Origin of the sequence: Paraburkholderia agricolaris (genome assembly GCF_009455635.1) — a bacterium.
Lineage (GTDB): Bacteria > Pseudomonadota > Gammaproteobacteria > Burkholderiales > Burkholderiaceae > Paraburkholderia > Paraburkholderia agricolaris.
This window is the reverse complement of sequence record NZ_QPER01000001.1, coordinates 3,949,265-3,963,695: the sequence shown is the minus strand read 5'-3', so window position 1 is coordinate 3,963,695 and position 14,431 is coordinate 3,949,265. Positions and strand designations below refer to the sequence as shown.

Annotated in this window: 11 protein-coding genes; 10 read left to right on the top strand and 1 reads right to left on the bottom strand. The window is 61.8% G+C overall.

What is annotated here, in order from left to right:
- The first annotated feature begins 603 nt into the window (after positions 1–603).
- The 9 genes from GH665_RS17390 (at position 604) to GH665_RS17350 (ending at position 13,044) form a co-directional block, all read left to right on the top strand.
- Positions 604–1,584, top strand: a complete 981-nt coding sequence (locus tag GH665_RS17390; RefSeq protein WP_153138550.1) for a helix-turn-helix domain-containing protein — start codon at positions 604–606, stop codon at positions 1,582–1,584.
- Positions 1,585–1,696: 112 nt separating this feature from the next.
- Positions 1,697–3,268, top strand: a complete 1,572-nt coding sequence (locus GH665_RS17385; protein WP_153137013.1) for a sugar phosphate nucleotidyltransferase — start codon at positions 1,697–1,699, stop codon at positions 3,266–3,268.
- Positions 3,269–3,331: 63 nt separating this feature from the next.
- A complete protein-coding gene (locus GH665_RS17380; protein ID WP_153137011.1) occupies positions 3,332–4,717 on the top strand; it encodes an undecaprenyl-phosphate glucose phosphotransferase in 1,386 nt (461 codons plus the stop codon).
- Between the two features lie 67 nt (positions 4,718–4,784).
- Positions 4,785–5,927 (top strand): polysaccharide biosynthesis/export family protein, encoded by a 1,143-nt coding sequence (locus tag GH665_RS17375; RefSeq protein ID WP_153137009.1) that lies wholly within the window; start codon positions 4,785–4,787, stop codon positions 5,925–5,927.
- A 50-nt stretch (positions 5,928–5,977) separates the two neighbouring features.
- Positions 5,978–8,212, top strand: coding sequence for a polysaccharide biosynthesis tyrosine autokinase (locus GH665_RS17370; RefSeq protein WP_153137007.1), 2,235 nt, complete (start codon positions 5,978–5,980; stop codon positions 8,210–8,212).
- Positions 8,213–8,311: 99 nt separating this feature from the next.
- Positions 8,312–9,430 (top strand): GDP-mannose 4,6-dehydratase, encoded by a 1,119-nt coding sequence (gene gmd / locus GH665_RS17365; RefSeq protein WP_153137005.1) that lies wholly within the window; start codon positions 8,312–8,314, stop codon positions 9,428–9,430.
- A 5-nt stretch (positions 9,431–9,435) separates the two neighbouring features.
- The gene (locus tag GH665_RS17360) at positions 9,436–10,395 is read left to right on the top strand and encodes a GDP-L-fucose synthase family protein (RefSeq protein WP_153137003.1); all 960 of its coding nucleotides are present in this window, start codon (positions 9,436–9,438) and stop codon (positions 10,393–10,395) included.
- 115 nt (positions 10,396–10,510) lie between these two features.
- Positions 10,511–11,653 carry a glycosyltransferase family 4 protein gene (locus GH665_RS17355; protein WP_153137001.1) on the top strand — a complete coding sequence of 381 codons (1,143 nt, stop codon included), beginning with the start codon at positions 10,511–10,513 and terminating at the stop codon, positions 11,651–11,653.
- Between the two features lie 56 nt (positions 11,654–11,709).
- Complete coding sequence (locus GH665_RS17350) at positions 11,710–13,044, top strand: glycosyltransferase WbuB (protein WP_153136999.1); 1,335 nt, start codon at positions 11,710–11,712, stop codon at positions 13,042–13,044.
- Positions 13,045–13,075: 31 nt separating this feature from the next.
- On the opposite strand, the gene GH665_RS17345 is transcribed toward GH665_RS17350, so the two are convergent.
- On the bottom strand, positions 13,076–13,582 hold the full coding sequence (locus GH665_RS17345) for a hypothetical protein (protein ID WP_153136997.1): 507 nt from the start codon (positions 13,580–13,582) through the stop codon (positions 13,076–13,078).
- A gap of 176 nt (positions 13,583–13,758) precedes the next feature.
- Between GH665_RS17345 and GH665_RS17340 the strand changes: the two genes are divergently transcribed.
- Entirely contained in the window at positions 13,759–14,379 is a 621-nt protein-coding gene (locus tag GH665_RS17340; RefSeq protein ID WP_153136994.1) for an LbetaH domain-containing protein, read from the top strand.
- Positions 14,380–14,431: the final 52 nt, after the last annotated feature.

Sequence of the window (14,431 nt, the reverse complement as noted above, 5' to 3'; positions counted from 1 at the left end):
AAGTTGTCTTATTTCTGTGTTTCACGTTTGAAACATTAATCGTTCCGTTTATATTCTCCGGATCCAATAACAACCAATTAAATAATTTTGTCTCTGGAAAATTGTTTATATTGGACACTGTTTTACATGTCTCTGCCAACCAAAAATATCGTCAGAAGAAAGCCCTACGGGCATCTGGTAAGAGCAATGACGGGTGTGTGCAAGGCGGCTACGCTCATTCTGGCGGCGTGACGGAAAGAAGTCACTTCAAATCTGCAGAATGGCAGGCGGATCAAATTGCAACTCGACCATTTCGAGTAGCGATGATGTGTGTGACAACGCACAAAAACTCGCGCCAATTAGCATTATGATTCGCAGGTCGTAAATACATTCATATGCAGAATCGGTATTTAATTCATTGCCAAACAGGTGGTGGCGGGATTGTTCCGAAAATCACTGGGCGGCCACCATATCTAAACGCCAACATGTCTGCGGTTTCGGTCATGGCGGCTAAATGCTTGATTGCGGATGACTATGATGCACTGCACAGAGCATCGCTCTGCGGAGTGCGTTTAAGGTTGAAAAGTAGATCCAGTAGATCCGTTTTCTGGTGAGAGGATGACTATGACCTGCGCGAGTCTCGAGTCAGCAATGCTGCGCTGGGTGCACGCACCGAACAAGGGTACGCGTCGCATCGCAATACTGATGTTCAACGACTGCTCGCTGCAGGGCGCGGGCGTGGTTGCCGAGGTGTTCCAGGCTGCGAACGAACTGGCATCGTCCGGTTCCGGCGGCGGCTTGTATGACGTTTCCTTCCTGTCGGCCGACGGCGGCATGGTGACCTCGTCATCGGCGCTGCGGGTCTGGACCGACGGACTCGACGCGCGGCATTACGGCGGCTTCGACGCACTGTATGTCGCCGGTGGTAAAGGTGCATTCGCCGCAGCCGGCGACGAGCGTCTGATCGCGTGGTTGCGGCGCGTTCGCCGCAACACCGGCATGATCCGGCCGATCGCGGAAGGGCGTGCGCTGCTGGAAGCGGCCTACGTGCCGGACAGCCGGGAAGCTGGAGATTTTCATCAGCCGCAGTCGATGCCGCGCCAGACCGAGAACGGCGATGCGGGCGACCGCCTTGAATCGATGAGAAGCGCGCTCGCGATGATCAAGCGCGATCTCGGCGGCGCGACCGCCCGCACCGTGGCCGAGCGCCTGCTCGCGGACTCGTGCTCGAACCTGGCGCCGCTGCTTGGCGAAGACGGTGGTTTGAGCCCCGGCGACAAAGTGCGCGCGGCCGCACGCTGGCTGCAAGAAAATTGCCAGCAGTCGATTTCGATTGCCGATGCGGCCCAGTTTGCCGCGATGAGCGAGCGCAACTTCCTGCGCCGCTTCAAGATGGAAATGGGTATCACGCCCTCCAGTTTTCTGTTGCATGAACGCCTCGCGGTGACCTGCAGTCTGCTGACCGAGTCGGAGTTGCCGGTAGACAAGATCGCCCGGCGCACCGGTATGGGCAATGGTGACCGCCTCGCGAAAGTCTTCCGCAAGCGGATGAGAATTTCCCCTACGGAATTCCGGATTCAAAGCCGCCGCATGGTCGGCGGATAGCGCACACGACGCAAGCTGGCCTGGCGCGGCTGAGCGTCTGGCCAGGCGCGCCCGTCAAGCAGTGTCTCGGTAAATGTTTCGTCTGCTTTACAGAATTATAAGGAATGCGAATATGTTGACTAAGGGAGCTGAAAGCGCTGCGTCGGCGAATCCGGACAGCGCCCATGCCGGGGCCGCCGGTGCGCATTGCGTGCGCATCGTCCCGGTGATTCTTGCCGGGGGCTCGGGCACGCGGCTGTGGCCGGTGTCGCGCGAAAACTATCCGAAGCAACTGATCGACGTGGTCGGCTCCGACTCGCTGCTGCAGGCGACCGCGCGTCGTATGAACGGCTTTCCCGCCGGCTGGAAGGTCGACGTGTCGCCGATCGTCGTATGCGGTGAAGAACACCGCTTTGTGATCGCCGAGCAGCTTCTTGAAAACGGCATGGCAGCGCGTCTGATCGTCGAGCCTGCGCGGCGCGATACGGCGCCGGCGTTGACGCTCGCGGCCTCGCTCGCATGTGCGGACGGCGACGACGCGATTCTGATTGTCATGCCGGCCGACCATTCGATTGCGGACGTGCCCGCGCTGCAAGGCGCGCTGGAATGTGCGGCGCGCTACGCGGAACGGGGCTCGATCGCCACGCTGGGCGTGCCGCCCACGCGTCCCGATACGGGTTTTGGCTATATCCGCATTGGCGCGCAATTGTCTGATGGTGGCTATGCGATCGACGGCTTCGTCGAAAAACCGGCAGAGGAAATCGCCGCGCAATACGTTGCCGCGGGCACGTACTGGTGGAACGCCGGGATCTTTGTGGTGCGGGCGGGTGTGTGGCTCGATACGCTGAAACGCTTGCAGCCCGACATGCATGCGGCCTGCGAGCGGGCCTTCGTGAACGGCCGTACAGAAGGCGCGCACTTCCGTCCGCTGACGGAAGCTTTCCTGAGCTCGCCCGCTGACTCGATCGACTACGCGGTGATGGAGCGTCTCACTGACGTAGCTATCGCGGAAGAGGCGTCCGCTTCCCACCGCACAGACATGCAAGCGTCGGGTGCGAATCTTTCCGGCGTGGTGGTACGTCTCGATGCGGGCTGGTCGGACCTCGGTTCGTGGGATGCCGTCTGGGCCGCAATGGAGAAGGACGCCAACGGCAATGCCGGGCGCGGCCGCGTGACGTTCGAAGGCGCGGTGTCGAGCTATGCGCATTCCGAGGGCCGGCTGGTTGCCTGTGTCGGCACGACCAATGTGGTGGTGGTCGAAACGGCCGACGCCGTGCTGGTGGTCGATCGTTCGCACGTGCAGGACGTCAAGGGCCTGGTGTCGCGCATCAAGGCGCAGCACGCCCCCGAGGCCGATGTGCACCGCAAGGTGCGGCGCCCTTGGGGTTTCTACGACTCCATCGACCATGGCGAACGCTTCCAGGTGAAGCGCATCGTCGTCACGCCAGGCGCGAAGCTTTCGCTGCAACTGCATCACCACCGCGCCGAACACTGGGTCGTGGTGCGCGGTACGGCGCTCGTCACGCGCGGCGAAGAGCAGTTCCTGCTGAGCGAAAACGAGTCGACCTACATTCCTATCGGCACCCGTCACCGGCTCGAAAACCCCGGCAAGGTACCGCTCGAAATCATTGAAATCCAGTCAGGCACCTATCTCGGTGAAGACGACATTGTGAGGTTCAACGACACCTACGGCCGCTGCTCCTAACAGCGCGCCACGGATCATCTGCGGAAAAGAACGAACGGCCAGAGCCAGAACGAGGTAAGCAAAATGCGCAAGTTTCAGGATTTGCTCGCGCGAGTGTTCGATGTGGGATTAGTACTCGCGGGGGCGGCGGTGGCGTCGCAGATCCGCTTCGAGTACCTCGCTCAATCGGGGTTCTATTGGGCGCTCGTGATGTTTTCCGCCGCCTTCGCGCTGGCCATTTTTCCGGCATTCGGCGTCTATGAATCGTGGCGCGGCCGCTCCAAGCTTTCGCTGGCCGGGCAGGTGTCGCTCGCATGGTTGATGGTGCAAGGCAGTGCGCTTGTGCTGATGTACTCGCTGCACCGTACCGACTTCGTCTCGCGTCTGTGGTTCTCCTACTGGACGGCGGTGACGGGTGGCCTGCTGATTTCCTCGCGGCTGATCGCTCACGCGGTGCTGGCGCGTGCGCGCAGCGCCGGTCTGAATCTGCATCAGGTCGCGATTGTCGGCAGCGGCTCGCAGTGCGATGCGATCATCCGCCGGATCGAATCGGCGCCGACCACCGGGTTTCGTGCGGCGGCGGTCTATAACACGCATCCGGACGTGTCGTCTGTGACCAGTTCGCGCGTGCCGGTATTCGACACCGTGGATGCGCTCGCCGGCTATATCCGCACCAATGACGTGCACGAGCTCTGGCTGATGCTCTCGCTCGCCGAGGAGCCGCTGATCTGTTCGCTGATTGGCGAGTTCCGCGACGATCTGGTGAATATCCGCTTCATGCCGGACGTGCGCAGCCTCGCGCTCTTCGAAGGCAGTGGCGTGATCGATCTGCTCGGCGTGCCGGCGATCAACCTCGTCGCCTCGCCGCTGTCCGCGAGTTCGATGCTGAAGAAGGAAATCTTCGACCGCCTGTTCGCCGCGACGGCGCTGCTCGGACTCGCACCGATCATGCTCGGCATTGCGATCGCGGTGAAGCTCTCGTCGCGCGGCCCGGTTTTCTTCAGGCAGAAGCGTAAAGGTGCGGACGGCCGGGTCTTCACGATCTACAAATTCCGCTCGATGCGACTGCATACCGAGGAGAAAGGCACGCTCAGTCAGGCCACGCGCAACGACGCGCGCGTTACGAAAATCGGCGCATTTCTGCGCCGCACGAGCCTCGACGAGCTGCCGCAATTTTTCAACGTTTTGCGTGGTGACATGTCGGTCGTTGGACCACGTCCCCATGCACTCGAGCACGACGACCTCTATCAGAAAGTGGTCGCGGGCTACATCAATCGCTATCGGATCAAGCCGGGCATTACAGGTTGGGCGCAGATCAACGGCTTTCGTGGCGAAACCGACCGCATCGAGAAGATGGAGCGTCGCGTCGAACATGACCTGTATTACCTGGGGCATTGGTCGTTCGCGCTCGATATGCGGATTATCGGCGCGACGATTGTCGCCGGACTGGTGCATCGAAACGCTTACTAAGTAGTTAACAAGCACGCTGGGCGCTGCCTCCCCCGAGGACACAGCCCTGGCGCAAGGAGGAAACACCATGAGCTCGCTTGGTATACGCACGGGAAGTCTCGTGATTTTCACTGCTGCAACAGCACTGCTTTCCGGATGCGGGTCCGTACCGGGGCAACGGATGATCACGCCAGCCGCGATTCAGGACACGGGTGGGGATTACAGCACGGAACCATCGCAACAACAGCAGATTCCGATTACCGATATCAACCTCGCGCTGCTGCGCCAGATGCACACGGCGCAGACGGCGGCCACGTTGCCGTCGCAGACGCTCGGACTGTTCGGCAAACCGACGGCATACAAAGTCGGCCCGGGCGACGTGCTGCAAATCGTCGTGTGGGATCACCCGGAACTTGCCGCCGCGCTTGGCCAGCCGGCGCAGAACACGAAACCCACGGATGCCGCGCCGGGTTTTCTGATCGACGAAAACGGCGACATCCAGTTCCCGTATGCAGGCAATCTGCATGTGGCAGGCAGGGACGTTGCATCGATCCAGAAAGAACTGCATAAGCGCCTGAGCAACGTGTATCAGAAGCCGGAAGTAACGGTGCGGGTCGCCTCGTTCCGTAATGCCCAGGTGTATGTGGACGGCGAAGTGCGCACGCCGGGCGCCCAGTCGCTCAACGACATTCCGATGTCGCTGACGAGCGTGATCAATCAGGGCGGCGGCTTCAGTGCCAACGCGGACCGCAGCCGGGTCGAACTGATCCGTAACGGCGTGACGTATCCGCTCAACGTGGATGACCTGATCAAGCGCGGCCGCAATCCGTCGGACATCTACCTTCAGGCGGGCGACATCGTGCGAGTGGCCTCGCGCGAAGACAGCGGCGTCTACGTGATGGGCGAAGTCAACAAACCGGCAACCATCCAGCCGATGCGCAACGGTTCCCTGACGCTTGCACAGGCCATTTCCGATAGCGGCAGCTTCGATTCGAACACGTCCGCACCGAGACAGCTGTTCGTGATCCGCAATTCGACCAGCGATGCGCCGCAGGTCTATCACCTCGATGCGACTTCGCCGGTGTCCATGGTGCTCGCCAATCAGTTCGAGCTGCAACCGAAGGACGTCGTATATGTCGGTCAAGGCGGATTGGTCCGCTTCAACCGTGTGTTGAACCTGCTGCTGCCCGCGATCAACGCGGCTGTAACGGGGGCAGTTCTTGCGAAATAACAACCGTGCAACGTGACCTTGAACCGCCGCGTTCTGTTGGGTGACCAAAAATGGCAATCAACTTCGAAAATCGCTACATCGACGTGTCCGGACCGGACGAGCTGCATCTGTCGGACTATCTGCGCACGATCGTGAGGGGCTGGCGCACGATCCTCGTGGCGACGTTGGTCGCGCTCGCGCTGGGGTGCGCGTACGCGTTTCTTGCTCCGCCTACGTATCGGGCGGATGTGCTGTTCCACGTCGAGGACAAGACGGCCAATGCCAACGCGAACGGCAAGGATTCCTTGCCGCCGCTTACCGGCATGTTCGACACCAAGCCCTCCACGGCGGCGGAAATCGAGCTGCTGAAGTCGCGGCTCGTCACCGAGGAAACGGTCAAGAAACTGCACCTCGATATTTCGGCTGCGCCGCGCACCCTGCCGCTTGTCGGCGGGATGATCGCGGGGCTGGTGACCGGGCAATGGGGTTTCCGGTTGCCGTCGTTCATCAACCTGTCGGGCTACGCATGGGGTAACGAGAGCATTGCCGTGTCGCAATTCGACACGACAAGCGAACTCTACGATACGACCTTCACGCTGATTGCAGGCGAGGGCGGTTCGTACGTGCTGCGCGACAAGAACGGCACCGCGATTCTCTCCGGCCATGTTGGCGAGACCGTGCAAACCGATACCGCCGACGGTCCGATCACGCTGCACGTCGACAAGCTGGTCGGCGCGCCCGGCTCGCGTTTCGAGCTGCAGCGCTTCTCGACGCTGGGGACGGTGGACCGCTTGCAGAAGGCGCTGGTGATCCAGGAAACCACGCTGCAATCCGGCGTGATTCGCACGAGCCTCGAAGGCGGCGACCCCGCGTTGACCGCGGCGATCGTCAACAGCATGGCGCGCGAATTCGTGCGTCAGGATGTGGAGAGCCGTTCGACCGAAGCGGAGCACATGCTGGCCTTCCTCGATCAGCAACTGCCCGGCCTGCGCAAGGAACTCGACGACGCCGAACAACGCTACAACAAGTTCCGCAACCAGCACGGCACGGTCGATCTTGGCGAGGAAAGCCGCTTGCTGCTGCAGCAGGTGGTCGACAACAAGACCAAGCTGCTCGATCTGCAGCAGCAACGCGCGGAGATGTCACAGCGCTTTACGGCGCATCACCCGGCGGTGGCGGCGCTCGACGCACAGATCGCCGAATTGCAGAACGCGGCGGCGAGCATGAACCGCAGCGTGGCCGTGATGCCGGATACCGAGCAGACCGCGTTGCGTCTGCTGCGCGACGTGCACGTCGACACGGAGCTTTACACCAATCTGCTGAACAGCGCGCAGCAACTCCGGGTGGCGAAAGCCGGCCAGGTGGGCAACGTGCGCGTGGTGGACTTCGCCGAGACGCCTGACGAACCGGTGCGTCCGAAGCGCGTGCTGGCAATCCTGATCGCGCTCGGCGGCGGCTTGCTGATCGGCATCATGCTGACCTTCTTCAAGCGCGCGATGTACGGCGGCGTAGAGCGCCCGGACGAGCTCGAAGCGGTGCTCGGCGTGCCGGTGTTCGCGATCGTGCCGCGCAGTCAGACCCAGTTGCGTCTGCAGGAAAACGTCATGCTGCGCCGTCGCGGGCTTCATGTGCTCGCGCAGCAGGCGCCGGAAGACATCGCGGTGGAAGGCGTGCGCAACCTGCGGACCTCGTTGCAGTTGTCGCTCGATCATGCCGAGAACAACGTCGTGATGATCACGGGTTCGCGGCCCGACGCCGGCAAGTCGTTTCTGTCGGTGAATCTGGCGGCGCTGGTGGCGTCGGCAAATAAGCGCGTGCTGATTATCGACGGCGACATGCGGCGCGGCGACGTCCATTCGCATTTCGGCATTGGCCATCAGCCCGGACTCTCTGACGTGTTGAGCGGCGGCGATCTCGGCGCGATGATTCAGCGCGATGTGCTGCCCGGACTCGACGTGCTCGCCAAGGGCACGCTGCCCTCGCATCCGTCTGAATTGCTGATGAGCAAACGCTTCGAAACGATGCTCGAGGAATTGAAATCGCACTACGACATCGTGATAGTCGACACACCGCCGGTGCTGGCCGTGACGGACTCGACCTTGATCGGCAAGTACGCCGGCACGACGCTGCTGGTGGTGCGCCACGGCCGCCATCCGCTGAATGAAATTTCCGAAACGGCCAAACGGCTGTTCAACGGCGGCGTGTCGCTCAAAGGCGTATTGCTCACCGATGTGCCTCAGGAAGGGGCATTCCTCGGTTCCGGCTATCAGGGCGGCTATTACGGCTACGACAGCATCGCTGGCTGAGGACGGGAAGTGGATGCAGCAGCGGCTCCATCACCGGAGCCGCTGACTTGATCGTGCCGCGAAACCGGCATCGCAAAGTTCAACGAGGGAGAGAGTTCCATGAAACGCAAGGTCGCGCTGATCACCGGTATCACGGGACAGGACGGGTCGTATCTTGCCGAGCTGCTGCTCAGCAAGGATTACGACGTGCACGGCATCAAACGCAGGACATCGCTGTTCAATACAGACCGGATCGATCATCTCTATCGCGACCCTCACGACCCCGATCAGCGGCTCTTTCTGCATCACGCCGACCTGACCGACTCGACCAGCATCCTGCGCGTGATCCAGCGCGTGGAGCCCGATGAGATCTACAACCTCGCGGCGCAGAGCCACGTGGCGGTTTCGTTCGAGGAGCCGGAATATACGGCCAACGCTGACGGCCTCGGCGCGCTGCGGATTCTCGAAGCGATCCGGATTCTCGATCTGCAGCACAAGACGCGCTTTTACCAGGCGTCCACCTCGGAACTTTACGGCCTCGTGCAGCAGGTGCCGCAGTCCGAGACTACGCCGTTCTATCCGCGCAGCCCGTATGCGGTCGCCAAGCTGTTTGCGTACTGGACCACGGTCAATTATCGCGAGGCGTATGGACTCTATGCCTGCAACGGGATTCTGTTCAATCACGAATCGCCGGTGCGCGGCGAAACCTTCGTGACGCGCAAGATCACGCGCGCCGTGGCGCGTATCGCGGTCGGTATGCAGAAGATCTTGTATCTCGGCAATCTGTCCGCGTTGCGCGACTGGGGCCATGCGCGCGACTACGTGGAGATGCAATGGCGCATGCTGCAACAGGAACAGCCGGAGGACTACGTCATCGCCACCGGCGTGCAGTACAGCGTGCGTGAGTTCGTTAAGCACGCCGCCGCCGAGCTGGGTGTCACGGTGCGTTTCGAAGGTACCGGCGTGGATGAAGTCGGCATTGTCGAGAAGGTGGAAGGGCGCGAGATCAAGATGTCGCCTGGCGATGTGATCGTGCGTGTCGATCCGCGCTACTTCCGTCCCGCCGAAGTCGAGACCCTGCTGGGCGATCCATCGAAAGCGCATGCGAAGCTCGGCTGGCAGCCGACCACGCCGTTCAGCGCGCTGGTCAAGGAAATGGTGCGCTCCGACTATCAGATTGCAAGACGTGACGCGCTTGTCACGCTGGCCGGTTTTACGGCACTGGAACATCACGAGTAACGGCGATGAACAAACAAGCACGCATCTTCGTCGCGGGCCACCGTGGCATGGTTGGCTCGGCCCTGGTCCGGCGGCTGAATGCCGAGGGCTACCACAACGTCGTCACGCGTTCGAGGGCGGAACTCGATCTTACGGATCAGGCCGCCGTGAACGGCTTCTTCCAGCAGGAAAAGATCGACGTGGTGCTGCTCGCGGCCGCGCGGGTGGGCGGCATTCTTGCGAATGCGTCGCGACCGGGTGAGTTCATCTACGACAACCTGGTGATCGAAACCAACGTGATCCATGCCGCGTATCGCGCGAAGGTGGAGCGGCTGGTGTTTTTCGGCTCGTCGTGCATTTATCCGAAGCAAAGTCCGCAGCCGATTCGCGAAGAGTATCTGCTGAGCTCGCCGCTCGAGCCGACCAATGACGCCTACGCGATTGCGAAAATCGCCGGTCTCAAGCTGTGCGAGGCGTACAACCGCGAATACGGCACGCAGTATGTCTCGCTGATGCCGACCAATCTGTACGGCCCTAACGACAACTACGACCTGAACAGCAGCCATGTTTTGCCCGCGCTGCTGAGGAAGGCGCACGAAGCAAAAGTGAACGGCTCCGCGACCCTGACGGTGTGGGGCTCGGGCACGCCGCGCCGCGAGTTTCTCCACGTCGACGATCTCGCCGCGGCAACGCTCTTTGTTCTCGAGCACAACGTGACAGACGGCCTGTTCAACGTCGGAGTGGGTGAAGACCTGTCGATTCGCGAGCTGGCCGAATGCATCTGCACGGTGGCGGGCTTCGAGGGCGAACTGGTGTTCGACGCTTCCAAACCCGATGGCACGCCGCGCAAGCTGCTCGACGTATCGCGGCTCGCGAACATGGGCTGGCACGCGAGCATTGGCCTCGAAGAGGGTATCGCCTCCACCTATCGGGAATTCGTGGCAACACATGCTGGCTCGACACCTGCCGCCGCCTTGCAGGCCTAGGCGCGCACTGACCGGGCGTCGAGCGCGGTTTTCGGAATTGGGGAAACGCATGGGGTGCTTCGCACGCATTGCGTGCAACGCACACTGGGACGATTTTTCGAGGAGTGGCATAAAAATGACAGCGTCAGTCACGATCTTCCACAACGTCGTGTGGTCGCGCCACAAGGGTGTCGTGTTCTCTGCTTTGCATAACATTTCGGCATCCGGCGCGATTCGCTACTCGATGGTGCAGATTGCGGATACCGAGCACGATCGTGTCGGTTTTTCGGATGTCGACTATTCATACCATCGCTATCCGATGCAGAAGCTGTTCGACGGTTGCTATGAAGATGTGCCGACGATGAAGATGATCGCGCGGCTCACCTGGGAAGTGTTGCGGACCAAGTCGGATCTGATTGTTCTGCCGGGCTACCACCGCCCTGAGTACTGGGCGATGCTGGCGGCGTGCATCGTGACCGGCAAGCGGCGCGCGGTGTTCTGCGATTCTACCGCGCGCGACCGGCCCAAGAAGTTGTTGACGTCGATTCCGAAGCGCGTGTTCTTCTCGCTATGCGACGGCTATTTCGGTTTTGGCGAGCGTAGCCGCGAGTATCTGCTGTCGCTCGGCGCAAAGCGCGACAAAATCTTCGTGCCGTGTCAGGCCGCGGCATTGCCCGGCTCGTTCTCGCCGGAGCGCGCGCTGGTCGAGCGGGTCGCGGCACGCGCCGGCAATCCTCCAATTTTTCTCTATGTCGGCCGTCTTTCGGAAGAGAAGGGCATCGGCACACTGATCGAAGCATTCGCCGGTTTGCGGCGCCGTATTCCGGCAGCGAAGTTGCGCATTGTCGGCACGGGGCCGATGGCGGACGCGCTGCACGCGAAGGTGGCCGATCTCGACCTGAGCGATGCGGTGACCTTCGCCGGCAGTTTGCAGGACGAACCGCTTACCCAGGAATACTACGGTGCGACCTGCATGGTGTTACCGAGCTATAGCGAGCCGTGGGGACTCGTTGTCAACGAGGCGCTCGCACATGGCTGTCCCGCGGTGGTCAGCGAGAGTTGCGGCTGTGTGCCGGAACTGGTGATCGACGGCGTGAGCGGTTACGCCTTCACAGCGGGCGACGTCGCCGGACTGCAGCGAACCATGCTCAAGGCGATGGAGGCTTTCGCCGACGCAGGCGGCACGGCGCACCGTTGCATGGATGTGATTCGTCGTTTCGATCCGCCTTCCGCCGCCGCCAATATCGCTCGTGGCTGCGCGCTGATGCTGAGCGACTGACGCGCGACGGGGCCCGCCGCGTATGAAAAAAGCTCTAACACGTTCTGGCAGCCACAATGAAGATCCTGATCTACGGCCTTAACTACGCGCCTGAACTGACGGGAGTGGGCAAGTACACGGCGGAAATGGCGGCGCTTCTGGCCAGCCGCGGCCACGAGGTTCGCGTGGTGTGCGCACCCCCCTATTACCCTGAGTGGCACGTGGCCGACAACTATGCGTCGTGGCGATATCAGCGCGAGACGCGCGACGGCGTGACGATCTGGCGTGCGCCGCTGTGGGTGCCGGCTCACCCTAATGGCCTGAAGCGGATGCTGCACCTGATGAGCTTTGCGGCGAGCTCGCTGCCGCTGCTCGCCCGGCAGGTTCTGTGGCGCCCGCAGGTCGCGATGCTGATCGCGCCGACCCTGATGTGCGCGCCGGCTACGCTGGCGCTCGCGCGTCTTACGAGCGCAAATGCGTGGGTGCACATTCAGGACTTCGAGGTCGATGCGGCTTTCGATCTGGGTCTCCTGAAGAGCTCGCGCATAGCCCGCTTGGCGCGCTGGATCGAAAGCACGTTGCTGCGGCACTTCGATACCGTGTCGTCGATTACGCCGCAGATGAGTTCGCGCGTGGTGCTCAAGGGTGTCGAGTCTTCGCGGGTAGTGTGCCTGCCCAATTGGGTCGATGTGTCGACCATTTTTCCGCTTTCGCGTACGAGCGACTACCGGCGTCTGTTAAGCATTCCGGACGACCACAAGGTGGTGCTGTATTCGGGCAACATGGGCGCGAAGCAGGGCATCGAAACGCTCGCCGATGCAGCGGCATTGCTGGCAAAACGTGCTGACGTCACCTTCGTTTTCTGCGGCAGCGGCGCCGCGAAAGAGAGTTTGCTCGAACGCTGTGCGGGATTGAAGAACTGTCTTTTCATGCCGTTGCAACCGGTGGAGCACCTGAACGAACTGCTCAATCTCGCCGATATCCATGTGCTGCCGCAACGCGGCGATGCCGCGGATCTGGTGATGCCGTCGAAACTCACCGGCATGTTCGCAAGCGGGCGCGCGGTGGTGGCGATGGCGCGGCAAGGCACGGGTCTGTACGACGCGGTGTCGCCGCGCGGCGTGGTCGTGCCGCCGGACGACGTCAAGGCGTTGGCTGCGGCGATCGCGGTGCTGGCGAGGGACCCCGAACGTCGCGCGGCGCTCGGCAAGGCCGCACGCGATTATGCGGAACGTACGCTGTCGCCGGAATCGACCATTGGGACCTTTGAGGAGCGGCTCGCGACGCTGGTTCGCGAGTCACGCGGCAAGCGCGCAAAAGTGGAGACGCCGTACTTCGGTACTCCGCGGCCTTCACCCGCCGCGGCCCGGCCGCATAAGCCGGCCACAACGGAGGAAGCCGCGCCGGATTGATCCGGTACGCGGCCATCTCATGAATGCGATATCACCACGGGGACTTGTAGACGGCGTGCTTGCCCGGATCGTATGGATCGGCGTACGTGGTTTTCGCCGCGCCTTCGGGCATCAGGCCGTCGACCGCATTAGGACCGCCAGGCTGGCCGGCCACGCGCACCTTGCCGTTGGCGCCGGCAGGCAGCTTGTTGTTGCGCTGGCCTTTGCCTACCGCCGGTCGCGCGCCTTGTCCGCCCAATACCGTCATGCGTTGCTCGTCGAGCAGCGCGGCCTGCTGGGCGGCGGCGGTGTTGCCCTGTTGCGCGTCTGGCGAGCCATAGTCGCGTGGGGCGCCGAGCAGATCCGCTTCGCTCTTGCGATGCGCGGTGCCCGGATTGACGGGTGCTGCCGCAGCGGGGGTGCCGTAGCTGGTCGAGGCCGTGGCGGCAAGGACCGGCGCAGCGGGCGCGGGTGCCGCATTCTGGGCGAGCGCCGGTGTGGCACAGGTGGCGAAGGTGAAAAGCAGCAAGCTGGTTGTATGCCGAAACGGGATGGTCATCGTATGCCCCAGGAAGATGCAGTCGCAATAGAGCTATCGTGCGCCAAACGGCACGCGCGTAGCCGCCAAAACGCTTGCCCAGGCGGACATCGAGCCAGATTCATTAAGGACTCGAAACATAATGTAAGAAGGATGCATGGGTATTCCGACTCCCGTTTGTGGTCCGGAGAAAACTGATGGGCAACGTTGCCGACGATCCGCAAATCGGGCGCAAGCCGCAAGCCGAAGGTGTGCGCAAGGATGGCCGCGTCATCGATCTGAGCGCGGCGGGAAAGGGAAACTATCGGGCGAAGCGCGGTGCGCTGATCGAACTCATCTGGTTCTTTGTTGAAGCCTGCGTGATCAACAACAAGCTGCTGCCGCTCTCGTCGGTCCGGGTGACGCTGTTGCGCCTGTTCGGCGCGAAGATCGGCACGGGCTGCCGCTTTGTGCATCCGTTGCGGGTGAAGTCGCCGTGGAATCTGGAAGTGGGAGACAACTGCTGGTTCGGTGTCGACGTCTGGATCTACAACCAGGCGCTGATTCGGATCGGATCGAATGTCTGCATTTCCCAAGGTACGTTCCTGAGCGCCGGCTCGCACGACATGAGCACGACGATGGATCTGCGCGTGGCGCCGATCGTGATTGAGGACGGCGTCTGGATCACGTCGAAATGTGTGGTGCAGATGGGCGTGACGATCGGCCGGTCGGCGGTGGTGACGCCGTTGTCGGTCGTGCATCGTTCGCTCGATCCGGAAGGCGTGTATGGCGGCAATCCCTGCCGGTTTATTCGCAACCGCTTCGACTCCGTGACCTGAACCACAGATAAAGAACCGCAGCATTCGTATGCTGAGGAGGCCAGTCGTTGAC

Excerpts from the sequence above, each read along its gene's own strand:
- GH665_RS17390 (WP_153138550.1), top strand. The coding sequence starts at position 604 with ATGACCTGCGCGAGTCTCGAGTCAGCAATGCTGCGCTGGGTGCACGCA.
- GH665_RS17385 (WP_153137013.1), top strand. The coding sequence starts at position 1,697 with ATGTTGACTAAGGGAGCTGAAAGCGCTGCGTCGGCGAATCCGGACAGC.
- GH665_RS17380 (WP_153137011.1), top strand. The coding sequence starts at position 3,332 with ATGCGCAAGTTTCAGGATTTGCTCGCGCGAGTGTTCGATGTGGGATTA.
- GH665_RS17375 (WP_153137009.1), top strand. The coding sequence starts at position 4,785 with ATGAGCTCGCTTGGTATACGCACGGGAAGTCTCGTGATTTTCACTGCT.
- GH665_RS17370 (WP_153137007.1), top strand. The coding sequence starts at position 5,978 with ATGGCAATCAACTTCGAAAATCGCTACATCGACGTGTCCGGACCGGAC.
- gmd (WP_153137005.1), top strand. The coding sequence starts at position 8,312 with ATGAAACGCAAGGTCGCGCTGATCACCGGTATCACGGGACAGGACGGG.
- GH665_RS17360 (WP_153137003.1), top strand. The coding sequence starts at position 9,436 with ATGAACAAACAAGCACGCATCTTCGTCGCGGGCCACCGTGGCATGGTT.
- GH665_RS17355 (WP_153137001.1), top strand. The coding sequence starts at position 10,511 with ATGACAGCGTCAGTCACGATCTTCCACAACGTCGTGTGGTCGCGCCAC.
- GH665_RS17350 (WP_153136999.1), top strand. The coding sequence starts at position 11,710 with ATGAAGATCCTGATCTACGGCCTTAACTACGCGCCTGAACTGACGGGA.
- GH665_RS17345 (WP_153136997.1), bottom strand. The coding sequence starts at position 13,582 with ATGACCATCCCGTTTCGGCATACAACCAGCTTGCTGCTTTTCACCTTC.
- GH665_RS17340 (WP_153136994.1), top strand. The coding sequence starts at position 13,759 with ATGGGCAACGTTGCCGACGATCCGCAAATCGGGCGCAAGCCGCAAGCC.